Source organism: Bacteroidota bacterium (assembly GCA_016718825.1).
In the GTDB taxonomy this organism is placed as follows: Bacteria; Bacteroidota; Bacteroidia; order J057; family JADKCL01; genus JADKCL01.
In genome coordinates this window covers 177,394-199,747 of sequence record JADKCL010000016.1, presented here as the reverse complement: position 1 = coordinate 199,747, position 22,354 = coordinate 177,394, and the positions used below count along the sequence as shown (strand labels likewise).

The window sequence follows — 22,354 nt, the reverse complement described above, 5'->3', positions numbered from 1 at the left end:
TCAATGCCGGTGAGACGATCTACCTTTCTTTCCAAATCCTTGGAAATACAGTGATCGATACTGTGGTGCTGTCGAATGCGATTTTGCCAGGAGATACCGTTACCTACACCTTCGTCAATGGTGGCGCCGACCTTTCTGGCCCGTCGACCGTGACGATCAATGCATGGTCCAGCTATGGCTTGGATACCAATAGCGGCAATGACTCAACCAGTGTTGTGACCATCGGAATTCCGATCATCTCCAGCTTGCCTTATTTTGAAAACTTTGAAGCAGGTCAGAATGGCTGGCGGATCACCAATGGTAGTGCTGGAACTTGGGCATTTGGTACACCTGCCAAGTCGGTGATCAACAGTGCTGCAAGCGGCGCAAACTGTTTTGTCACAGGTGGCTTGACAGGATTATATCTGGACAATGACTTCTCGTGGGTAGAAGGTCCTTGCTTTGACTTCAGCAACGTCTGCGATCCTGTGATCTCTGTGCGTGTCTGGTGGAATGCCGAATTTTCTTGGGATGGCATGAACATCACGGCATCTACCGATGGCGGCACAACTTGGAGCATCATCGGCGCATTTGGCGACCCGCTCAACTGGTACACTGACAACTCCATCACTGGAAACCCTGGTGGCTTCCAAGATGGATGGTCAGGACGCAACGCCAGCTCGGATGGTAGCGGTGGATGGGTCACTGCCAAGCACCACTTGACGGGTCTAGGCAACCAAGCCAACGTGAAGATCCGTTTCAATTTCGCATCAGACGGTTCTGTCACAGACGATGGCGTTGCCTTTGATGACGTGCGCATCTATGACGGTGTATGGCTCGGCGATGACCAATTGGTTTGTTCACCTTCCACAGTGTCTTTGGATGCCAACGCAGGTCTGGGAACTGATACCTATCTCTGGAACACGGGTGCTACCACAAGTAATTTGACTGTGAGCACCACGGGTTACTATGGTGTCACCTTCACCAGTGGCTTGTGTGTCAATACGGACTCCGTTTATGTGGTTGTGGTGGATCCCAACACAGCTGTGGATCTTGGCGCAGACACAAGCGCTTGTGACAGCTACACCTTGGATGCTGGTAACTGGCCCGGCGCAACGGTAGTCTGGAGCACAGGCGACACGGCCAATACCTTGACTGCGAATTCATCCGGCACCTACTCCGTCGATGTTATCACGACTTGCGGTACCTTGCGTGACACGATCGTATTGAACGTGAATCCTGTACCCGTGGTGAACCTCGGTGCTGACACGGTGGGCTGCGACAGCTATGTTCTGAACGCTGGTATCGGTGCCGCTGCCTATCTCTGGAGCAACAACGCCACGACCTCCTCCATCACGGTGACGACTTCCGGTGCCTATTCGGTGTTGGTTTCTGACTCGATTGGTTGCCAAGGTTGGGATTCTGTCAACGTCCAAATTGCTGCATCGCCTGTCGTAAGCCTTGGGCAAGACCTCGTGCTTTGCAATGGTGCATCCGCTACCTTGGATGCTGGCAACCCAGGTTCGAGCTACCTTTGGAGCAACAACAGCGCGACACAGACGATTTCTGTTTCTGCCGCAGGCAGCTATTCCGTTGCTGTAAGTGATTCAAATGGTTGCGCTGGAATGGACACGGTTGCGGTAACCACTGCAGTTTCACCCGCTGCAAGCTACACCTTTACCGTTGGCGGCGCCGGACTTGACTACACCTTCACCAGCACCTCAACGGGTGCAACGACCTATGCATGGTCATTTGGTGATGGCAACACAAGCACAGTGCAGAATCCTACGCATACCTACGCCCCGGGCTCTTACACTGCCACTTTGATCGTCACCAATGCTTGCGGTAGCGATACGACGACGCAGTCCGTGACGGTCGTTGGACTCAATGCAGGTTTTGCAAATGGTTCGGTATCCGTATTCCCCAATCCGAATGCAGGCAAGTTCCGTGTGACATTTGACCTCGGCATCGCTGAGCAAGTGACCATGACGGTTCAAAACCTGGCCGGTCAAGTGGTGTATGCCCGTGACCTCGGCGAAGTCAGCGGCCGCGTGACCGAAGACGTGCAACTGCGCGACCTGCCTGCAGGCGTGTACATGCTGCGTATGCAATCGGCAAGCGGTCAATCGACGCACATGCTGCGCGTGGAGTAATCCCCGTTCAGTTCCCGCAGTTGCTGAAAGGTAGCTGTTTCAAAATCTTCGGCATTTTGCTCCCAAAGGGGCGGGTGCCGAAGATTTTTGTTTAGGGCTAGGTTTGTTGCAGTGAATCCAAAGGCCCAAGCCGAACCGGAGCCACGACAACGCGCTTGGAGGCGTGTACGAGAACTTCCACGCGATCTTTCGATGTGGAACGATAATTCGGTAAAATGATCGCTGTACAAAATCCGGATCGGAAACCCGATTCGAATACCCGTACTTAAGGCTGCCTAATTGCAATAATGCCGGCCACTATCGCCCCTGTAATTGACGGAATTGCAATAGGATTGTTGGACCAAGGATGATCTGCTCAAACGCATAAACGCCGAGCTGCAATTGCGGCTTCCAACGAATTGATGGAAGAGGTGATGCCGCGGCGACGCCTCAATTTCCGTCGATTTGTCTTGGCGAAGCTAGGCAAAATCCACTTGAGAAGGATTTGAAGTAAAGCAAACAGTTTTCGTCCTGATTGCGCACATTCGGCTAACTTTGCCAAGTTTTGGAATCCGGTAGGGAAGGGCAGGAGAGGACAGCGAACCGGAAATTGGTCATGGAAAAGGAATTTGTACTTCAGTCATCCTACACGCCTGCCGGTGATCAGCCCGACGCGATCAAACAACTTGTCGAAGGTTTGGAATCCGGTGACCGGCACCAAGTTTTGTTGGGTGTGACGGGTTCCGGCAAGACTTTCACGATCGCGAATGTTATCCAGGAGGTGCAGCGTCCGACGATCATCATGAGCCACAACAAAACGCTTGCGGCCCAACTCTACGGCGAATTCAAAACCTTTTTCCCCGACAATCTCGTCGAATACTTCATCAGCTATTACGACTATTATCAGCCCGAAGCCTTCATTCCCGCGACCAATACCTACATTGAGAAGGACCTGAGCATCAACCAGGAAATTGAAAAGCTGCGTTTGCGCGCGACTTCTGCATTGCTTTCCGGACGCAAGGATGTGATCATTGTTTCCTCCGTTTCTGCGATCTACGGTATGGGCCGCCCCGAGGACTTCAAGGCCAATATCTGGAGCTTCAAGGAAGGGGAGAAGATTTCGCTGAATGCCTTTCTGAACAAACTCGTCGACCTGTTTTACAGCCGCACCACAGCAGAATTCAAACGGGGGAATTTTCGCGTCAAGGGCGATACCGTCGATGTTTTTCCGGCCTACGATGACTACGGCTTGCGGGTGATGTTTTTCGGGGACGAAGTCGAGAAAATCCAGATTTTTGATCCAGAATCCGGTCGTAAACAGGAATCCTTGACCGCTTATACGATCTTCCCTGCAAATCTTTTCGTGACCCCGAAGGACGCTTTGCAAACCGCCATCAAGCAAATCCAAGCCGAATTGATGGACCGGGTGAACTATTTCAAGTCGGTCGGCATGTTCATCGAAGCGCAGCGCCTCCTCGAGCGCACCGAGTTTGACCTTGAAATGATGCGCGAACTCGGCTATTGCTCCGGAATCGAAAACTATTCCCGGTACCTGAGTTTTCGGGATGCCGGCAGCCGTCCCTATTGTTTGCTCGACTATTTTCCCGAGGATTATTTGATGGTGCTTGACGAAAGTCACGTGACCATTCCACAAATCCGCGGCATGTCCGGCGGGGACAAAAGCCGCAAAATGGTCCTTGTTGAGCATGGATTCCGTCTGCCCAGTGCAATGGACAACCGTCCGCAGAAATTTGACGAGTTTGACAGCATGATCAACCAAGTCATTTATGTCAGCGCAACGCCAGCTGATTTTGAATTGCAAGCCGCAGGCGGTGTCGTCGTCGAGCAAATCGTGCGTCCGACAGGGTTGCTTGATCCTGAAGTCGAAGTCAGGCCACTGATCAACCAAGTCGATGACTTGCTGGAAGAAATCGACGAGCGCACCAAACGTGGCGAACGGACGCTCGTTACGACGTTGACCAAGCGCATGGCCGAGGAAATGGCACGTTACCTCGCGGATTTGAAGATCAAATGCCGCTATATTCACAGCGAAGTGGAATCCCTGGAGCGGGTGGACATTTTGCATGACCTACGTTCGGGAAAAATCGATGTTTTGGTCGGCGTGAACCTGCTACGGGAAGGGTTGGACTTGCCCGAGGTGACGCTCGTGGCCATTTTGGATGCGGACAAGGAAGGCTTTTTGCGTTCGGCCCAGGCGCTTATACAGACCGCAGGGCGCGCTGCGCGTAACGTGGACGGGCGCGTGATCCTGTACGCGGACAAGATCACGCCCGCGATGAAGCAGCTGATGGACGAGACCACGCGCCGCCGCCGCATCCAGATGGACTACAACGAAAAGCATGGTATCACACCGCAGACCATTCAGCGCGAGAACATCGATGTATTCGGCAGTGCCTTGGGCCGCCGTCTCAAAGGCGAAGCCGAGCTGGAACCCGAAAATACGTGGTCGGTCGCCGAAGGTGAAGCCGAATACCTGACGGTTCCCGTCATCGAGGAACGCATCAAAATCCTGCGCAAAGACATGGAAGCCGCCTCCAAAGAACTCAACTTCGTGGAAGCCGCCCGTCTCCGCGACGAATTGTTTGCCTATCAGGCGCGGTTGAAGGAGAACAAACGGTGAGGTTTTTTTTTTCTTGTTTTTTTCTCCATAATTTTTTAACTAATTAATTTTTTTATTAATTTTTTTTTTTATTTAATTTTTTTTTTTTTTTTTTTTTTTTTTTTTTTCCCCTTCCCCCCAACCCAATTTTTCACCCCCTCCCCCCTTTTTTCCATTCTCTTCTTCCTAACGCCAACCAAACGGGCGCGGGCCCGGGCCGTGCCCCCGGAAATTTTCACTAAAAAAATGGAATAAGGGAAAGAGAGGGAGGGGGGGGGGGGCGGGGGGGGGTCGTTTTTTTTTTCCCCCCTTCCCAACCCGGCCCGCCCTCCTTTTTTAAAACTTTGGGGGGTTGGGGGACCTCCCAAAAATTTTTTCTCCTTTCCCCCTCCCCCGGGGCTATTTTTCTGGGGGGGGCCCTCCCCGCGGCCGCTGGGTTTGTTTTTTTTTTTATTTAAAAAAAAAAAAAATTTTTAGGGTGGGGGGGGGGGGGGGGGGGGGGGAAAGAATGGGTTCCCCCCCCCCCCCCCCCCCGCTCCCCCATTCTCTCTTTTTTTCTTTGGCCCTCCGGTTTGGGGGTCCGGGGGCCCGGGCCTCGGGCCGGGACTCCCCCCCCGTTTTTTTATTAAGAAATTTTTTTGGGCGCGCGCCGGCGGGGGGAAAAAAAACCTCCGCCACCCAAGAAAAAAACAATTCTTTTTTTTTCTTTAGAAATAAAAATTTTTTTTTTTCTTTTCTTTCCTTGGGGGGGGTTTTGGGGGGGGGGGGGCACAAAAAACAAGAATAGGTAGTGGGTTGGGGGGCGGCGAGGGGGGGGGGCGGGGGAAAGATATTATTTTTTTAGGGGCTTACTCCCTGTTATTCCGGGATATTGGAAATTTTTTGAAAAAAAAGGGAGGGGGAAAAGAATGGTCCCCCCTTTTGCGGGGAAAAAATGCAATCGGCGGGCGGTTTGGTTCTGGTTGGGAATTTGTTTATAATTTTTTTGAATTTTTTTTGTTTTAATTTTTTTAAGAACTTTCAAGGGGCTTTCGGCTTTCCCCCCGGCCTGGTTCCAGGCGAGCCTGAAACCAACGCCGCCGTTGATCTAATTCGGCGGTTCGGGCCCTTGACCTCTGAAACCCGTAAAAGCCGCCCACAGAAAATCTGCGGGCGGCTTTTTTTTGAAATCCTAAAGGCAGGAATTACTCCACAACCAGACGTGTCACGTGCTTGCCAGCAGTGCCTTCGACTTGGAGGAAATAAACGCCAGCTGCCAATGCGTTCAGGTCCAGCGCTTGGCGGAAGCTGCCATTCACAGCTGTAAATTGTTGCTCCACCATTACCTGACCCATCAAGGAAACGATCGAAACGCGAAGGTCTTGGATTTCAGTCAGGTCCGTGGCCACCATCACGCGGTCGTGGGCAGGGTTTGGATAGACATTCACATCCATGTTGGATGGATTGGCAATACCAATGAAGTTGATCACAACGGTGTCGGTCGACATCGACGAACCGCATGCATTGGAGACAGTCAACGTCACGATATAGGTGCCATTGGCTGCGTAGGTATGGGTCGGAGCAGCGGTTGTTGACGTGTTGCCATCACCGAAATTCCAAGCATACGCAAGGTTGCTGCCGGTGGAATTGTCGGTAAACGATGCATCCATCATGTTGACGGAGGAAGTGAAGGCAGCACTTGGGCCGACGATAAATGGATCAACTTCGACCGTATCGACGCCGGAACCGCAACCATCCATGACATTGACGGTATAGCTGCCGCCGCCCGTTACCCAGATCGTTTGCGTGCTGTCGCCCGTGCTCCAAACATAGCTGCTGAATGGCGAAGTCGTCATCAAACTGATGGTATCTCCGACGCAACCGCCGTTGGTGTCGGCAACCGCAAATCCAGCATAAATCAAGGCTGAAGAGTCAATGCGCACCGTATCACGCACCGTACCGCAGTAGCCCGTGATGGCCACTTCGTATTGGCCAGGTGAACTCACCCAGATGCTGTCAGTCGTTGCACCCGTGCTCCAAAGGATGCTATCAGTCGTAGAATAGCCCAAGGAAAGGGTGTCACCCACACAAATGGTATCATCAGGACCTGCAAAACCAGCCATTGGAAGGGCAGGAGCGGCAATGATGTTCACGGTATCGGTGCCATTGGCGCAGGTGCTTGCCAGTGTGGCGATGTATTGACCTGCGCTGTCAACCCAAATGGAATCGGTCGATGCGCCAGTATTCCAAGAATACGTACCATTAATGCTGCTACCAACCGCGATGGAATCATTTGCACAAAGCAATTGATCCGCAGGAAGGAAGTTGTTGTTGACACCGTTGTAGATGTCCAAAACTTCTTGGGCGCTCAATGCACGGTTATACACACGGAAATCATCCAATTTTCCGCCAGCAGGTGCACCAACATTGCTGCTATAGCCTACGACTTTCAATGGGCCAGCACCAGCGATCGTTGGTCCGGTTTGTGCCACAGTGTTCACAAGCACGCCATTCAGATATGCTTTGATGTTTCCAAGGCCCATGTCATAAACAAAGGTGTTCATCGTTGGCCCTACGATGGCTCCACCATTGAGCGAAACATCGGTAAAACCACCACGTAGCCACCAGTTGTTTGGACCAGCCACGCCATTTGTGAAACAACGGAAGGTTCCCGCTCCTGCATCCCCAAAAACATAGAACAGCGTGGAGCTAGGAGTGATGTCTTTGGTGCGGAAGGAAATCGTCCAAGATGTACCAGACAAATTGGTTGCCCAGCCAGTATTGACGTAATCGGTTGTAGAAGAAATACCTGTACCAATTACTGTCCCGTCACAAATGTCTGAACCGCCTTGGGTGAGCCCGCCCATAAGCGTAGCAGTAGTGGTGCCGGGGGGAGGTGAGGAGGCCAAGTTGGGAACACTTGTGCCCGTACCATCAAATTTGTACCAGAGCAGTTCCGGCGTATTTTGCCCAAAAGCGGCGGTACAAACAAGCAAAAACAAGAATAATGTAGAAATTTTTCTCATACTGATTGATTAAAGGGTGGAAAATAGTTGACAGTGCAAATATTGCAAATTTTTCTGAAACGGGATATGGAAATCAGTGATGCTTTCCATTTTTAATCCGTCTTTAATTTTAATCGACTGATTATAGGGGTTTTGGAAATTTTGCTGCCCTATGGATAACAATGAACCCCATTTTCCATAAAGCGAAATGGCTACCCGAATCGGGTAGCCATTTCAATGGATCGATGCACGAACAATCAGTGCAAAACGACCTTTTTTGTGAATGTGCCCTTGGCAGAGCTCCATTCGACGAGGATCATTCCAACCGCAAGGTCAGCCACAGGAATACTTACATCACCATTGAATGCGCTCAAAGCTTCCTTGTGCAACAAACGACCTTGAATGTCATAAATCCGAAGTTCGCTCGGTATGCGACTCTCCCCGCGCAGGTGCAATACATCATGCGCCGGATTGGGATAAAGCTGCATTCCATCGCCGATTTCTTGAGCTTCCGTGATCCTTACCGTGCCATCCCATACTGCAAACTGCAGCATCATCCCCGCATGCACGTTGGATGCGGCATACATCCCATCTTCATGGGGCAAGATGTGGCAGTGATACATATAAGTCTCCGTCGCCACCTCAAAAGGCATGGGGCTCCCGAAGTCATCAAACTTGGTGACAAAGCGGACCACGTCGCCTGGTAGAATCCAGATATCGTCCTTGCGACCGAGATATTCGACGGGCATTGGCTGGGTAACACCATTCGTATCCTTCACGTCAATTACATAGAATTGGATGTCATGGATATGGAATGGGTGAGGCTTGTTGGTGCGGTTTTCAATGGTCCAAACTTCGGTATCTCCAAGGTTAATGGTGTCATTGATTGTCTCGGGCACAAATTGCAAATTGTTAATGTTGAAAAGCCCTGGATGCGGGCCATTGGCACTATTCCCCAGCAATTTTTTCGTACGCGTCTTAGTAAATGCCCCATAGGGATATACATCATGGGCGGGAAACGTTGCAGGTACGATTCCAAGGGGTGCGGTGGGAAGAGCGCCTACTCTGAACTGCAAAACCAACGAGTCTTGGGCGCTTTCGCCGCTCACAGTTGTCATATAGAGTGTCTGACCTGCGTAGGCTGAAAAGTCAAAGACGATTTCGTTGCGGGTGCCCGGTGCGGTGAGGATTGTCGTGACGGTTCTAGCACTATCGGGTAGGTAACCGCCATCGCTTCCTGTGAGCTTGAAAGGAAGATGCTGGTTCTTATTCGGGCCAATCCAAAGGGGATAAGGCAACCGTGTCGATCCATTCAGAATGCGGAAACGTACATTTTGTGGCGGGACATCCAGGTAGGGGCGGATATTTCCATTCATGATTACCCTTCGTCCCAATCCAACTTTGCCAGTATCAATGGAAAATGAATCAGGATTGATCGTGGAGCGCTGGAAAAAAATGTCTTGGATGATGATCGGGAAATCGTCTTGCCCGTACGTGTGGGGTAGCAATGCACCAAGGGCATCACTCGCCTCATTCACTACGATCGTACCTGCCAAGCCCATTTGCACTTGCACATAAGTTTCATCCAAACCATGTGGGTGATACCAAAGTGTACATGCTGAGTCAAGGACTTCAAAATCAGGGCTAAAGGTTCCACCCTGCGGGTTGATTTTTTGGTGAGGGCCACCGTCGGTCCATGCCGGGATGTGGGCGCCGTGCCAATGAACCGTAGATGTGTCACTGCCAGGTAAGTTGTTGGTTATGTTGATGGTCTGATGGCGGCCTTCCAACCAACGCAAGGTCGGACCAAGGTAGGTATTGGTTCCAAGCGCTTGTGGTGAGTTGTAGGCAAATGTCTTGATATTGACATTCAAGCTATCCCCCGTGATTCCGCTGAAATTATGGTATTCAACATCCATCGTCAGGTTCACCGTTGCAGCGTCAATAAGCTGTGGAACCTGCATTGGTTGTTGGAACGGCTGAGCGTAAAGCGACGGTCGAAAAACCATGCTTGCAAAAACAATCAGCCACATTCTTGAATTGTAGAGTTTTTCCATAGTTGAATCCTGATCGAAATAGAATTGATATTAGTTGACAAAAGATGAGACAAGATCGCACTTTTTGCTGGAAATGCAATAATCGCAACGGAGTTGGGCGCAATTCGCTTGAAAACTGACAAAAACCCAAAAAAAACTCACTGCTTCACGGCAACCGCTGCCGGGTCTGCGAGTAATTCATATTTGTAGCCGTTCACAAGCTCCAAATTCTGAAGGTCGATCATGGTAAGGTACCCGTTGACCCCACCGCAGGGAGATGGATGGTGCTGCCCTGACGAATTGCCCAATAAGTTGCGGTTGGTTACCACAGCTAACCCTGAAACGGGATCGATACCAATTGCACCTGGCTGGAATCCAGTATATAAAGTCCGCGCCAATTGGCCTGATTGTAAGTTGATTACCGATACAGAGCCACGTGTTGTTGCTGTTCCGTTGACAAATGTCGTATCTTCCTGACAGGCCACCAAGAGATGTCCAGTCGCCGCCGATATTGCCAAGTCCACTGGAAAATCACCGACTCGGATGACCTGTATCAAACTATCGTTGAGCGCACTGAATACGCGCACCTCATTGCTGTTGCGACAAGCGACAAAGTACTTGGAGGCGTCGGGAGAGAATACAATTTTGTACGGCCAAAGATTGCCAGGTTGCGCAGGGTTTACTCCTTGTACAAGATCCACCGTGGAGGGGTTGCTTAGTACACCCATTTGATCAAAAGTCATTACATACATGCCACTGCGCAAAGGCTGAGGCAGATAGAGTTTCCGTTGAAAGGGATGCACCACAGGGCCGTGTACATCCTGAAAGGTTGTTACAGACGGAGCTGCGATTTGATGTGTTGTCAGATCAAGCACCAATACCTCCCGCATTTGTTCCGCGACCACAAATCCCAACTTTCCATCTGGACTGATGCACATCGAATTCCAGCCATTGTGCCCCAGCGAAATACTTGCAATTTTTTCGTCGGTGAGGGTACTGTATTGTTCGATATGGGGGCTAAACATTGAGAAAATCACGTAAAATGAGCGCTGATCGGGCGACATCACAAGGGCATGCGGTAGCTCCAAGGCAACGGGATTGGCACCGACTTCCACATAGCGCATGATCTGCCTGCTTTCTGCGTCCACGACAGCAACACGGTCGCAGCCCTTGTTGGCGACATACCATTTCCTGCGACCGGATTCAGCGGGAAATCTTTCCTTTCCGTCTTCATTGCGCGCGCCTTCGAGGATCCACTGCCGAATGTCCATATACTCCGCATGGGTCAAAGCCGGTCTTCCAATCGGCATCGTCGGCGCAAGGGTAGGCCCCAGGCTTGTATCCGTGTTGATCGCATACAATAAGTAACTTTGGTCGGGCGAATAGGGAATCACCGGACTGCCACCTGCTGCGCCTTCAAACAACTTGTCCCATGTCTCCAAATTCAATCCGGCAGCAGCCTCCGCACTTTCTTGCGTATGGCAACCCTTGGTGGCACAATTTCGCCGCATGATCCTGCCGATGTAATCCGGATATTTCTGCGAAAGCTCTATGCCATCAGGACGGCAACTTGCCAAAATCGTCAACAGTAAGAATGTTGCGACCCATCCAAGAGGAATCGAAATCCTTGGTGAATCACCTGGTTGTTGCAAAAAAGCAAATCTCCGCATGCAAAATGAATCCTACAATCGCAAGTTGGTACTGCCCGACACAGTTTGTGTCAGCATTCGAACGAAGTTACCAATTTTCCGGAAAGTACTGTAGCGTAGTCAAGGATTTGACCACGGGCTCTTGCAGCAACTGCTTTCTTGGATTAGGATTCGGTAGGCGGGACCTCCGGTTGCGGATCAATTTCCTCCTCGGGACTCAGCGCGACCTCCGGTTTTTCTACTGACTCCGGAGCATTTGCAGCTTCTTCCAAAAGATTTTCGACGATCGGCGTTTCCGGTTCGGATTGAACGGAGGTTTCAAGTTCCTGTTCCTTGTTCCCCGGTTGCTTTTCCGCCTCTTTTTTCTCCAAATCTGGCAAATCCTTCGGAGCATTTGGGCCATTGGCAAACAAGTCTCGGTTGATCAGGTCAGAAACAAAGACAAACTTGTCAAGGCTGTCATTCCCCGAATGCATAATCGCACGCTTGTCACCTTCCCATTCCTTTTGGCCCTTGTGCAGGAACATGATGTTGTCGCTGATGTTGATCACCGAGTTCATGTCGTGGGAGACCACAACGGTACAGGTATTGTATTCTGCCGTAATGTCTTGAATCAGCTCATCGATCACCTTCGAAGTCAAAGGGTCAAGGCCCGAATTGGGTTCGTCGCAAAAAAGATACTTGGGATTCAGTACAATCGCACGGGCGATACCGACCCTTTTCATCATGCCGCCCGACAATTCTGCGGGAAACAAGTGGTTGGTACCGGTCATATTCACGCGGTCAAGGCAGGATTGAACCTGTTTTTTGATCTCCTTGGCCGACAATTTGGTGTACAATTTCAAGGGAAAGCCGACATTTTCCTCGACGGTCATCGAGTCAAACAAGGCCGAATACTGAAACAGCATTCCCATGTTTTTCCGCAATTCCCTGACTTCCTTGAAGTTGGCTGAGAGGAAATCCACGTCGTCGTATTTGATCGAGCCACCATCGGGCTTCATCAATCCGACGATGCATTTGAGCATGACCGACTTGCCACTACCGCTCGCGCCAATGATCATGTTGACCTTGCCTTGCTCAAGTCTGAGGCTGATGCCTTTGAGCACCTGCTTTTCGCCGAAGCCTTTGATGATGTTCTGAATGACGATCGCCATGCCTTAGATCAAAAGTTTAGCGAGCGTAAAGTCGGCAAGAAGAATCACGATGCAGGAAAACACCACCGCGCGGGTGCTTCCTTGTCCAACTTCCAAGGCGCCACCGCGCACATGGTAACCTTGGTAGGCTGCAATCGAACTGATGATAAATCCGAATACGACAGCCTTGAGAATCATGAAGTTGATGTAGAATACCTGAAAGTATTCCTGCATCCCTGCGATGAAGTCCACGGAGGCAACTTCGCCCGTCAAATCGCCTGCGACCAATCCGCCGGCCATTTGCAAAAAAGCTGCAAGGATGATCAGCAAAGGAAACGTGATCAGCGCTGCAACAATCTTCGGGAAGATCAAATACGTCGCCGAATTGATGCCCATCACTTCCAGCGCATCGACCTGTTCGGTCACGCGCATGGTGCCCAATTGCGAAGCAATCGCAGATCCGACCTTGCCCGCCAACACAAGCGAAGTCACGGTGGGTGCCAATTCGAGCATCGAACTGTTGGCCACGGTGGTACCGATCAAGGAGTCGGGTAGGAGAGGAGACTCCAATTGATAGGCTGTTTGCACGGTCATAACCGCGCCGATAAACACGGAAATCAGCACCACGATCAGGACCGACCCCACGCCAATGGCGTTGCATTCGACGAGAATCAGGTTCCAATAGACGGAAAACTTCTCGGGCGACTTAAAAAAGCTGCCCAAAAGCGTCAAGTACCTGCCGATATGGTAGAGTATCTTCATGAATCCCCAAATATAGACGCTCCCCTTGAATAACGAAAGAAGGAAAAGCGGAACTTCAGAAGCGTATTTACTTTGAAATGGTTACAAAGCGGTCGATGCTCACCCCCATTGTGAGGTATTTTGTTGCGGTGGAATGTATTCCTCCTCCTTGGCAATGTACACGAAAAAGTAGATGATGTTGGTAATGCCGTTTGCCAAAACCATTCCAAGAATCCATGCAATGCGATGATCTTCAGGAATTCTAGGATTTTTGGCGATGTGCATGATGTACATGATCATGCTTACGAGCGACAAAATTCCGCCGACGACCATCATGGCAATGATGAAAAACACCAGAAACAGACCCGAATCACGATCTAGATTTGTGTTCCGACCTTCATCGACTGCGGCTGCGACCAAAAAAATCGGCACAATCGCCAGAATGATCAAAATGATCGGGCCAAAAGCCATCAATGCGTAGACCGTCTTATTCGTTTTTTTCATATTCGAAAGATACACTTTGAAAGTTCACATTCTGCCTTCCAACTCAAAATTTTGTCGAAGGCGGGGCCGCGTTCAGGCGTCCCAAGGATTCTTCGGATCCTGATAGTCTTGGACCGGTAAAGGCTGATCCTTTGCGACGTACATGAAAAAGTACACGATGGCAACGACGCCATGCACAAACAGCATCCCGATGATCCAACCGATCCTGGCGCCATCGTCAAGCTGTGTGTTACGGCTGATGTGAATGATAAACATGATCAAGCTGACCAGGCTCAGTATACCGGAGATCATGATCAAGGCGAAGAAAGCCCAGAAGATTGCGGGTGGTTCCGAACTGTGGGCCCCTACCTCAGCAACAGCGGTGCCGATCATGCCGATAAAACCAATGAGAATGAGGACAATCGGGCCAAAAGCCAAGATGCCGTACAGCGTTTTGTTGTTGGATTCCATCGAATGAAAATTGAAGGTGGAAAAAAGAATCGATAAGATCTACCGCCACTGATCCTGACCCTGTGGCAAATTGGCATTTAATTCGTCTTCCTTGCGAATCCAATTGAAGTAGTAGACGATCATGCCGATAGTGCTTGCCAATACAATCACCAAAACCCACATCGTGCGATTGCTGTCCGAGATGTGTTTGTTTTTGGTAGCATGAATGACATACATGATGATTCCGATCAGCCCGAAAACGCCTACGACCATCGACATCAGAAAGATACCGATGAAGGAATCCGGCATTTCGCCGTTTTGGTACCGCATCGGGTGATCCAGGATCTCGGTAAACATGGAAAACATCATCAGCATCATCGGAATGAGCAGAATCAGTGGTGCAAAGGCCAAAATGGCGTAGAGGGTCTTATTGGTTTTCATATTGTAAAGGTATTAAATTGTTCGATTCAGCTAATCCAGAAATCTTTGCCGGGTCTATCGATGGATAGATTGTCAAATACTCCTTTCGGACCAATGTCCATCCGCGCATTTGAAAAGATCTCAAGCCCGATCAATGCGGTGAAAGTAAGCTGCAGGAGCAAAAGGATTCCATACCCGATGGTTTTTGAAGTTTTCATGGAATTGCGATTTGAATGGTGCGCATATATATAAGGTGTCGAAGGATTCGGTTTTCCAAATTCCAAGAGCCTCCAATCTGAGCAATTTTCAGGAACCGGCAACGTGGGTTTCCGTCTTTTGGAGAAAAATGGGTTGCAATTCAAACAAAACCCCGTTGTCAATGGTATTTTCAGTTTGGTCACCGATTGTGCAAATCGTCTTGGCCATGGTAGGGGAATTCAGTTTATTTTGCATGCTATGAAGCAAATTTTGATCACAGGCGCCAGCAAAGGCATTGGTTTGGCCATTGCGAGGCGGTTTTATGCGGATGGTTACAAGGTTTTGATCTGCGCAAGGGGCCAAGCCGGCCTCGATGCCGCGAAGGCGGAAATGCCCAACCTTGTCACCTACGTTTGCGACCTCAGCGACAAATCCGCTGTGAAAGCCCTCGCTGCCCGCGTCAATGCCGAGCACGGAACCCTCGACGTCCTCGTGAACAATGGCGGCGTTTTCCTCCCTGGTCAATTGCATTCGGAAGACGATGAAATCTTCGAAAAGCTCATTGCCACCAATCTATTCAGCGCCTATTACCTCAGCAAGGCGTTGTTGCCCAACATGATCGCTGCAGGTAAAGGAACGGTGGTGAACATGTGCAGCATCGCGAGCATCACCGCCTACAGCGCCGGCGGCTCTTATTCTGCCTCCAAATTCGGCTTGCATGGCTTCAGCAAAAGCCTGCGCGAAGAAATGAAACCCAAAGGCATCCGCGTGATCGCCGTCCTTCCCGGAGCAACCCTCACCGAGAGCTGGGCCGGTGCCAATATCCCCGAAGAGCGCTTTATCCCTGCCGAAGATATTGCCACTTTGGTGCATACAGCGGTGCATTTGAGCGCACGCAGCGTCGTAGAAGATATTGTCATTCGCCCGCAATTGGGGGATTTGTGAAATAGAATTTTTTGCCCGTAGGGACAGGTCGCGACCAGGCCCTAACTTGTGCCTTCAAAAACTGACACCAGCAATCGCAAAAATTCCATCACGATTTGTCCTTGAAGACCATGAAATATTGCAACAACATTTTCCAACGCGAGCGTCTCAAAACTATTGAGGTCAAAATCGGCGACATCGCGCTAGGTGGATTAAACCGATTCGCATTCAGTCGATGACCACGACCGATACGATGGATACCGAAGGCACGGTGCAGCAAACCTTGCGCATGGCGGCGAGCGGCGCTGAATATGTGCGCATTACGGCGCCTAGCATCAAGGAGGCCGAGAACCTACGGCTCATCAAGGAGCGCTTGCGTGCCTTGGGTTGCAACGTGCCCTTGATCGCCGACATTCACTTTACGCCCAATGCTGCCGAGGTCGCTGCGCGCATCGTCGAAAAGGTGCGTGTAAATCCGGGCAACTACGCCGACAAGAAAAAATTCGCGCAGATCGATTATACGGATGCAGGCTATGAAGCCGAATTGGAGCGTTTGCACAGCCGATTCGCCCCCTTGGTCAAAATTTGCAAGGAATACGGCACCGCCATGCGCATCGGAACCAACCATGGTTCGCTGAGTGACCGCATCCTGAGCCGTTATGGCGACACGCCACTCGGCATGGTCGAGAGCGCCATGGAATTCCTGCGCATCTGCGAATACTACAACTACGATCAGGTCGTCTTGTCCATGAAGGCGAGCAATCCGCAGGTGATGGTGCAGGCCTATCGGCTGTTGGCGGCGAAGATGATGGAGGCCGGCAAAGTCTATCCGATGCACCTCGGCGTGACGGAAGCGGGAGAAGGGGAGGACGGACGTGTCAAATCCGCGCAAGGGATCGGGGCGCTGCTCATGGATGGCATTGGTGACACCGTACGCGTTTCCTTGACGGAAGAGCCTGAATACGAGTCCCCTGTCGCGAAGTTCTTGGTGGACATGTTTGAGAATGGGTTGAGAATGGAAAATGAAGAATTGAGAATTGAAAATGGAAAACCAAACCAACTCAATTCTCAATTCTCAATTCTCAATTTCCCAGAGATCATTTACAACCCCTTCGAATTCACGCGTCGCGATACCCATTCCGTGCTGAACTTGGGGAATCACCATGTTCCGAGGGTGATTGCAGACAGCAGTTCGGTCGCGCCGACTTATGCCACGCTGTCTGACTGCGGTTATTTATACGCGCCTGACCTGGACAAGTACAACATTTCGGAGATGGCTGCCGACTATATATATACAGGTAGCGAAATGCCAGCAATTGCCTTGCCCGGCGGCCTCAAGCGCATTGCCGATGCCGAATTGTGGACGGTGTTGCGTGACCAGGAAACCCATTTCCCGCTTTGGCCTTCGCCTGCTGCGTTTGCGGCGGCAGCCAACCGGCACACGTCCCTCAATTTCATTCGAATCAGCATACCGCAATTGGAGGAATTGAAGGGCTTGGACCTGTCGAATGCGGCTTTGGTGATCCATGCGACGGGCAGCGGTGCGGGACATGCTTGGCGCTATGCCGCTTGCGCCCTCGAAGGCATGGGCGTGCAAGCGCCTGTACTTTTGCACACGGATCTCCCGACCGAATTCGAATTCTACAACGACGACCACCTTCCCGAAGCCTACCGCCTCACGCAAGATGCCAAACAGCAATTGTTTCTTGCAGGCATCAGCGGGGCCCAATTTGTGGATGGCCTGGCGGATGGCATGATGGTAAGTCCGGGAAATCTGCTCACGAACCGCACAACCTTCGGCATTTTTCAAGCAAGTCGCCTGCGCATCACCAAGACGGAATATATCAGTTGCCCAAGCTGTGGACGCACGCTGTTTGACTTGCAGGAAACGACGGCAAGGATCCGCAAGCGCACCGAGCACCTCAAAGGCATCAAAATCGGCATCATGGGCTGCATCGTCAACGGTCCCGGCGAAATGGCGGATGCCGACTACGGCTACGTCGGTGTCGGTCCCGACAAAATCGCCCTCTACCGCGGCAAGGAAGTCGTCCACAAAGGCGTCAAAACCGCCGAGGCTGTCGACAGGCTGATCGATTTGATCGCCGGTGATGGGAATTGGATTGAGGCGCCGTAAGGCGACGCGATCCTCCTCTTCACTCACACTCGATCTCACACTGGCACACTAGGCTCATTTGCCAAATTTTCCTCGTTTTACCTATATTTGATCCAAAAGCGACAAAAATGGCAGAAAGCCCAGAAAAAAAGGCCGTGTACTTTGGTTCCTTAACGGTGGAGGGCGTTAAGTGCTTTAAAGGCAAAGAGACGCTTGATCTCACAGATGATGATGGCAAACCGGTTATGCTCACCGTGATATTGGGGAATAACGGGACAGGGAAGACAACTTTGTTGACTTCCCTGTTGGGAATGATGCCAGTCGCAATGCCTCGGAGAAGAATCGAGAATGCTCTTGACGAAGATTCCGACCTAGATAACTTTTTGGTTATGCCCTTTCGTGCGTTGTCGTCGGATTTTCCAGTTTTTTTAGGCGGGACTTTTGCAACTTATTGCTTTTCAAATGGCGATTTGGTGGTCAAAATGCCTGATAACCGTTCGCCATCTACTGGCCGTGTCGCTGACCATGATACCCCTTGGGTTGATTTTCCACTGACCACCGTCTCCTTATTGAACTTACTGATCTTTCCATTTGGTGCTGGTAGATACCTTGGGAGAGGAGAGTTAGTCGATTCTCCAATCAATTTGATCACTTTTTTCCATGACGATAGATTGATTAATGCACAGGAGTATTTAGCGAGATTGGACTATGCGATGAAAATAGGAAACAAGAAAGCCGAAAATCAATTTAGCATGGTCGCGGAGTTGATAAGGAAAGTGATTCCAGAAGTAGCAACTTTGACTGCTCGATCAAATGAAAAGGTGCAAAATTTCATAGAGGTTGCGATTGATGAGGCTGCAGTTCCAATGGCAGAACTTAGCATGGGGTATAGAACCATGTTAGCCATGGTCGCGGACATCGCAAAAAAAATGATAGATCATTATCCCGATTCGTCAACCCCCTTCTACGAATCCGCAGTCATCCTCATTGACGAAATCGACCTTCACCTTCATCCATCTTGGCAGCAGCGCATCCTCAATGACTTGACGACGCATTTCCCCAACGTCCAATTCATTGTGACCACGCATAGCCCACTCGTTTTGCAAAGTGCCAAGAAAGTCAACCTCGCAGTACTGCATTCGACTGAGAACGGTGTCACTATTAAAAATTACAAGGACACGACCTTTAGCGGGTGGTCTCCAGAGGAAATCCTCCACGATTTGATGGAGCTGGATCATACCCATTCTGATCTTTATGGCGAGTTGATGCGCAAATTCAAGGACGCCGTGATCGAGGATCGTTATCTTGAAGCAAAGGCACTTTTTGACCAGTTGGACAAAATTCTGCACCCTAATAATGTTACACGCAGGCTTCTGAAACTGGACTTGGCATCACTGACCCCTCCCGAAGTCGCATGATCCGATTGCTTGACATTCCCAAACCCGCATTGCTTACAGACGCGTTTGTCGCCAAATTGACTTCGGAATATCTAGTCACAGGAAAAACGGTATGGCGAATCCCGTGCATCGTAGATGGCCTTCACGAAATGGGGCGAGGGAAATGTGCCTTTTGCGAATTGAAATTTGATACTTCTGAAAGCAAATTCTTGGAGGTCGATCATTTCAAGGCCAAACATCTCTATCCCAAGCTTGTAGTTGATTGGAGCAACCTTTTGCCGATTTGTAAACGCTGCAACGTGAGAAAAGGCAGGTTGGATGTAGCAATAGATGGCCTTCTGAACCCTCGATACGAAGACCCAAGTCTGCATTTGTGTATTCGCAAGGTTGAAATGGACGGTTTTATGGGTTTTTTGTTGCGTTCCAAGACCGATTTAGGAAAAGCGACAATCAAGAAGTTGGGACTCTTGGAAGATGACCTTGGACTGACATCAGACCTTGGAGGAAAAATGGAGGGGCGCAACCAGCTTTTGGATCGGGTTCTGAAGGATTTAGATCGGATTTCAGATGCCATTTCAAGAATCGACTGGACATTGGCGGCGCCCTCTGACAAGAGACGCTACGTGACTTGGTTCACCGAAATTCTTCAATCTGCTCAGCCAGATAGCCAATATACGGCCATCGTTGCTACTGCATTGTTGGATGACGAACGATTCAAGCAGCTTTGTAACTTCTTTCGAAGTAATCATCTTTGGGACGAACAAATGGGAACACTACTCGACGAAGCGTTTGCCAATAAGCTTGACCTGATTTATTGATCCCCCCCAATGCCGCAATCACCCCTCATCCACCTCCAGACTCCGCTGAGCTTCAGCTCCTCCTTCCGTTTCCCCTTGCAATCCAAGCTTTCCCGCAAAGAGGTCGTCATCGGCGCATTGTGGATCATTTTCCTGCCGCCTATCGGATGGATTCTGAACATGGGACATCGCATTTTGATGGTGCACAACATGCAGCATGGGCGCAGCGCTTGGCCCTCGTGGAACAATTATCCGGCGCTTTTCAAACATGGTTTTCTGACCTTTCTGGGAATGGTCGAGTATCATGCCCCCTCAGTGATTTGCGGCTATTTTGCGCGAGAATTGGACAGCTTGGTTTTGTATATCCTTTCAGGAATCCTGTGGACCATTGCAACCGTGGCTGTGCCAGGCTACATGAGCCATTATTGCAAGGAGCTTGATCCGCGCGAGATTTTTGACCCAATGCGGGCCATGCGCCGCGTGGTTGAGGGCGGTGCTGCATATTGGAAGGCGTGGCTGATCGCTTTGTCCGCATTGGCCTTGTCCTTTTTGGGCTTGTTGGGCCTCGGAATCGGATTCTATTTCAGCAGCGTTTGGTTCTGGCAAGTCGCCGGATTCTCATTTGCCTCAGTCTTCAGTCAGAAGTTCGCATTGGCAGAAGAAATAGGGTAGGGGTAAGGGCCTGATTCTTCCATCTCCAACGTTCACTCGTGCGGCAAACACGGGTTTTCCGGCTGGAGCCGCCCAATTTGTCTTTCCTGGCTCCCTCTGTTCTCATTCCGAGCGGAGCGAGGAATCTCCGAGGAGCAACACAACCCAACTTATAACGCGATCAACCCATATCTCCAGGAGAGAAACAGAAGGAGCTTCACCAAGCCGGAGTTTCCTTATCGCTTCGCACCATCGGAATCATCAAGGAAATCGTAACAACCGTTTCCTCCGACTAGCAAAAAGGCACACTATATAATGTGTCACCCCTCCCGATTGGCATCGACCCAAGGTGGAAATCCGAACGCACATCAAAATGGGGAAAACTTGAATTTTGATCAAGGAATTGGTCGTTTTTCGCGAATACCTACCTATAACCTCTCCCGGAAAATTAATGACAATCGTCAGTAATTTCGATGATTTTGGAGGGTTTTGTGAGTGAAACGCCTTCCAATCATGCCTATACCAAGCAACTACCATATTTGGGGCTCTATTTAGAACGATTCTAAATAGCAACCCCTCTGAATTTTCTTTAAAATCCCCTTTGAATTGTAAATACAGCGATAGTAAATTGCAGGCGTTTGAGTAAAATGGCTTGTCAAATGAGCAGAATTCATAGAAAATCATTTACCGTACCCATCAGGTATCTGGTTCTCATATTGATCCTTTTTTCGGGAATCAATACACTGATTGCCAGTCCTTTCCAAAGTGAAAGTGCTGGTTTTGCAGCGTCGTTCGGATCCCCTGAAATGGGCATAGGGCAGGCACCTGGTGCGCCTGCGCCTAGCGTCAATGTTGAGTATCAGAGCATTTATGTGACGCTCGCCCTCATGGTGGGCGTTTTGATTTTGGTAATCCTATTGCTTGTGTTCATCTCGGTGAACCTTGTAAACCTTGTGCGAGTGAGGGAGGGCAAAGAAGCTTATTCCTTCGGCGGCACTTTGGCGATTACCAAAAACTACGCTTTGAATCCTTATGTGGCTTCATTGGGCACATTGGTTGTTGCCGTGGTTGGACTCTTCATCGCAGTGCCGATCGCACGCGGCGTCGGGCACTCCCAAGGGTATGCACCTGATCAGCCCATTTGGTTCTCACACAAGATTCACGCTGGTCAGTTTGAAATCGACTGTCAGTATTGCCACAGCGGGGCGTCCAAGGGCAAAAACGCTTGGATTCCTGCCGTAAGCGTCTGTATGAACTGCCACAAAGGCATTCAGGAAGGTGCAGTCACTGGAACTAAAGAGATCGCCAAGATCTATGCGGCCTACGACAACAACGTTCCCATTGAATGGGTGCGTGTGCACAACCTTCCTGACTTGTCCTATTTCAATCACCAACAGCACGTGGTTGCTGGAAAGGTTGAATGTCAGGAATGCCATGGTCCCGTTCAGGAAATGGATGTGCTTTACCAGTACAATACGCTCAGTATGGGATGGTGTATCAACTGTCACCGTACGAAGGAAGTTCAGAAGGATCTCTACAAGGCGCTTGGACGCGAGGAAGTTGTTACTGTCGCCGATCAGGGCGGTACGGAATGCGCGAGGTGCCACTATTGATTGTTTAGCTGCCGACAGTTTGTCGAATGCGTTG

The 22,354-nt window shown here is 50.3% G+C and carries 18 protein-coding genes; 8 read left to right on the top strand and 10 right to left on the bottom strand.

Annotated features, from left to right (window positions below; translation table 11 throughout):
• Together IPN95_19095 and uvrB are read left to right on the top strand one after the other, a co-directional pair.
• Positions 1-2,132, top strand: a 2,132-nt coding sequence (locus IPN95_19095; protein MBK9451476.1) for a T9SS type A sorting domain-containing protein, incomplete at its 5' end; no start/stop codon positions are given.
• A 595-nt stretch (positions 2,133-2,727) separates the two neighbouring features.
• Positions 2,728-4,752: an excinuclease ABC subunit UvrB gene (uvrB, locus tag IPN95_19090; protein MBK9451475.1), complete on the top strand. Its 2,025-nt coding sequence runs from the start codon at positions 2,728-2,730 to the stop codon at positions 4,750-4,752.
• Between the two features lie 1,163 nt (positions 4,753-5,915).
• On the opposite strand, the gene IPN95_19085 is transcribed toward uvrB, so the two are convergent.
• The 10 genes from IPN95_19085 to IPN95_19040 form a co-directional block, all read right to left on the bottom strand.
• Positions 5,916-7,736, bottom strand: a complete 1,821-nt coding sequence (locus tag IPN95_19085; GenBank protein MBK9451474.1) for a T9SS type A sorting domain-containing protein — start codon at positions 7,734-7,736, stop codon at positions 5,916-5,918.
• A gap of 236 nt (positions 7,737-7,972) precedes the next feature.
• Positions 7,973-9,679 (bottom strand): multicopper oxidase domain-containing protein, encoded by a 1,707-nt coding sequence (locus IPN95_19080; GenBank protein MBK9451473.1) that lies wholly within the window; start codon positions 9,677-9,679, stop codon positions 7,973-7,975.
• Between the two features lie 230 nt (positions 9,680-9,909).
• A complete protein-coding gene (locus IPN95_19075; protein MBK9451472.1) occupies positions 9,910-11,262 on the bottom strand; it encodes a beta-propeller fold lactonase family protein in 1,353 nt (450 codons plus the stop codon).
• A 302-nt stretch (positions 11,263-11,564) separates the two neighbouring features.
• Positions 11,565-12,554: an ATP-binding cassette domain-containing protein gene (locus IPN95_19070; GenBank protein MBK9451471.1), complete on the bottom strand. Its 990-nt coding sequence runs from the start codon at positions 12,552-12,554 to the stop codon at positions 11,565-11,567.
• A 3-nt stretch (positions 12,555-12,557) separates the two neighbouring features.
• Positions 12,558-13,295: an ABC transporter permease gene (locus IPN95_19065; protein ID MBK9451470.1), complete on the bottom strand. Its 738-nt coding sequence runs from the start codon at positions 13,293-13,295 to the stop codon at positions 12,558-12,560.
• A gap of 99 nt (positions 13,296-13,394) precedes the next feature.
• Complete coding sequence (locus tag IPN95_19060) at positions 13,395-13,778, bottom strand: hypothetical protein (GenBank protein ID MBK9451469.1); 384 nt, start codon at positions 13,776-13,778, stop codon at positions 13,395-13,397.
• Between the two features lie 72 nt (positions 13,779-13,850).
• A complete protein-coding gene (locus tag IPN95_19055; protein ID MBK9451468.1) occupies positions 13,851-14,228 on the bottom strand; it encodes a hypothetical protein in 378 nt (125 codons plus the stop codon).
• Between the two features lie 39 nt (positions 14,229-14,267).
• Positions 14,268-14,648, bottom strand: coding sequence for a hypothetical protein (locus tag IPN95_19050; protein MBK9451467.1), 381 nt, complete (start codon positions 14,646-14,648; stop codon positions 14,268-14,270).
• Between the two features lie 26 nt (positions 14,649-14,674).
• Positions 14,675-14,845: a hypothetical protein gene (locus IPN95_19045; protein MBK9451466.1), complete on the bottom strand. Its 171-nt coding sequence runs from the start codon at positions 14,843-14,845 to the stop codon at positions 14,675-14,677.
• 88 nt (positions 14,846-14,933) lie between these two features.
• Positions 14,934-15,080 (bottom strand): hypothetical protein, encoded by a 147-nt coding sequence (locus IPN95_19040; protein MBK9451465.1) that lies wholly within the window; start codon positions 15,078-15,080, stop codon positions 14,934-14,936.
• 3 nt (positions 15,081-15,083) lie between these two features.
• On the opposite strand from IPN95_19040, the gene IPN95_19035 reads away from it, so the two are divergent.
• The 6 genes from IPN95_19035 to IPN95_19010 all read left to right on the top strand — a co-directional run bounded on the left by IPN95_19035 (position 15,084) and on the right by IPN95_19010 (position 22,320).
• Positions 15,084-15,770, top strand: coding sequence for an SDR family oxidoreductase (locus tag IPN95_19035; protein ID MBK9451464.1), 687 nt, complete (start codon positions 15,084-15,086; stop codon positions 15,768-15,770).
• A gap of 214 nt (positions 15,771-15,984) precedes the next feature.
• On the top strand, positions 15,985-17,883 hold the full coding sequence (gene ispG / locus IPN95_19030; protein MBK9451463.1) for a (E)-4-hydroxy-3-methylbut-2-enyl-diphosphate synthase: 1,899 nt from the start codon (positions 15,985-15,987) through the stop codon (positions 17,881-17,883).
• 107 nt (positions 17,884-17,990) lie between these two features.
• On the top strand, positions 17,991-19,280 hold the full coding sequence (locus IPN95_19025) for an AAA family ATPase (protein ID MBK9451462.1): 1,290 nt from the start codon (positions 17,991-17,993) through the stop codon (positions 19,278-19,280).
• Entirely contained in the window at positions 19,277-20,077 is an 801-nt protein-coding gene (locus tag IPN95_19020) for an HNH endonuclease (protein ID MBK9451461.1), read from the top strand. The genes IPN95_19025 and IPN95_19020 overlap by 4 nt, the downstream gene beginning before the upstream one ends.
• Positions 20,078-20,086: 9 nt before the next feature.
• Positions 20,087-20,728, top strand: coding sequence for a DUF4013 domain-containing protein (locus IPN95_19015; protein ID MBK9451460.1), 642 nt, complete (start codon positions 20,087-20,089; stop codon positions 20,726-20,728).
• Between the two features lie 785 nt (positions 20,729-21,513).
• Positions 21,514-22,320: a cytochrome c3 family protein gene (locus tag IPN95_19010; protein MBK9451459.1), complete on the top strand. Its 807-nt coding sequence runs from the start codon at positions 21,514-21,516 to the stop codon at positions 22,318-22,320.
• Positions 22,321-22,354 lie beyond the last annotated feature (34 nt).

What these genes read in the sequence shown, in the direction of transcription:
- uvrB (MBK9451475.1), top strand. Translation starts at nt 2,728, where the DNA reads ATGGAAAAGGAATTTGTACTTCAGTCATCCTACACGCCTGCCGGTGAT.
- IPN95_19085 (MBK9451474.1), bottom strand. Translation starts at nt 7,736, where the DNA reads ATGAGAAAAATTTCTACATTATTCTTGTTTTTGCTTGTTTGTACCGCC.
- IPN95_19080 (MBK9451473.1), bottom strand. Translation starts at nt 9,679, where the DNA reads ATGCAGGTTCCACAGCTTATTGACGCTGCAACGGTGAACCTGACGATG.
- IPN95_19075 (MBK9451472.1), bottom strand. Translation starts at nt 11,262, where the DNA reads ATGCGGCGAAATTGTGCCACCAAGGGTTGCCATACGCAAGAAAGTGCG.
- IPN95_19070 (MBK9451471.1), bottom strand. Translation starts at nt 12,554, where the DNA reads ATGGCGATCGTCATTCAGAACATCATCAAAGGCTTCGGCGAAAAGCAG.
- IPN95_19065 (MBK9451470.1), bottom strand. Translation starts at nt 13,295, where the DNA reads ATGAAGATACTCTACCATATCGGCAGGTACTTGACGCTTTTGGGCAGC.
- IPN95_19060 (MBK9451469.1), bottom strand. Translation starts at nt 13,778, where the DNA reads ATGAAAAAAACGAATAAGACGGTCTACGCATTGATGGCTTTTGGCCCG.
- IPN95_19055 (MBK9451468.1), bottom strand. Translation starts at nt 14,228, where the DNA reads ATGGAATCCAACAACAAAACGCTGTACGGCATCTTGGCTTTTGGCCCG.
- IPN95_19050 (MBK9451467.1), bottom strand. Translation starts at nt 14,648, where the DNA reads ATGAAAACCAATAAGACCCTCTACGCCATTTTGGCCTTTGCACCACTG.
- IPN95_19045 (MBK9451466.1), bottom strand. Translation starts at nt 14,845, where the DNA reads ATGAAAACTTCAAAAACCATCGGGTATGGAATCCTTTTGCTCCTGCAG.
- IPN95_19040 (MBK9451465.1), bottom strand. Translation starts at nt 15,080, where the DNA reads ATGCAAAATAAACTGAATTCCCCTACCATGGCCAAGACGATTTGCACA.
- IPN95_19035 (MBK9451464.1), top strand. Translation starts at nt 15,084, where the DNA reads ATGAAGCAAATTTTGATCACAGGCGCCAGCAAAGGCATTGGTTTGGCC.
- ispG (MBK9451463.1), top strand. Translation starts at nt 15,985, where the DNA reads ATGACCACGACCGATACGATGGATACCGAAGGCACGGTGCAGCAAACC.
- IPN95_19025 (MBK9451462.1), top strand. Translation starts at nt 17,991, where the DNA reads ATGGCAGAAAGCCCAGAAAAAAAGGCCGTGTACTTTGGTTCCTTAACG.
- IPN95_19020 (MBK9451461.1), top strand. Translation starts at nt 19,277, where the DNA reads ATGATCCGATTGCTTGACATTCCCAAACCCGCATTGCTTACAGACGCG.
- IPN95_19015 (MBK9451460.1), top strand. Translation starts at nt 20,087, where the DNA reads ATGCCGCAATCACCCCTCATCCACCTCCAGACTCCGCTGAGCTTCAGC.
- IPN95_19010 (MBK9451459.1), top strand. Translation starts at nt 21,514, where the DNA reads ATGGGCATAGGGCAGGCACCTGGTGCGCCTGCGCCTAGCGTCAATGTT.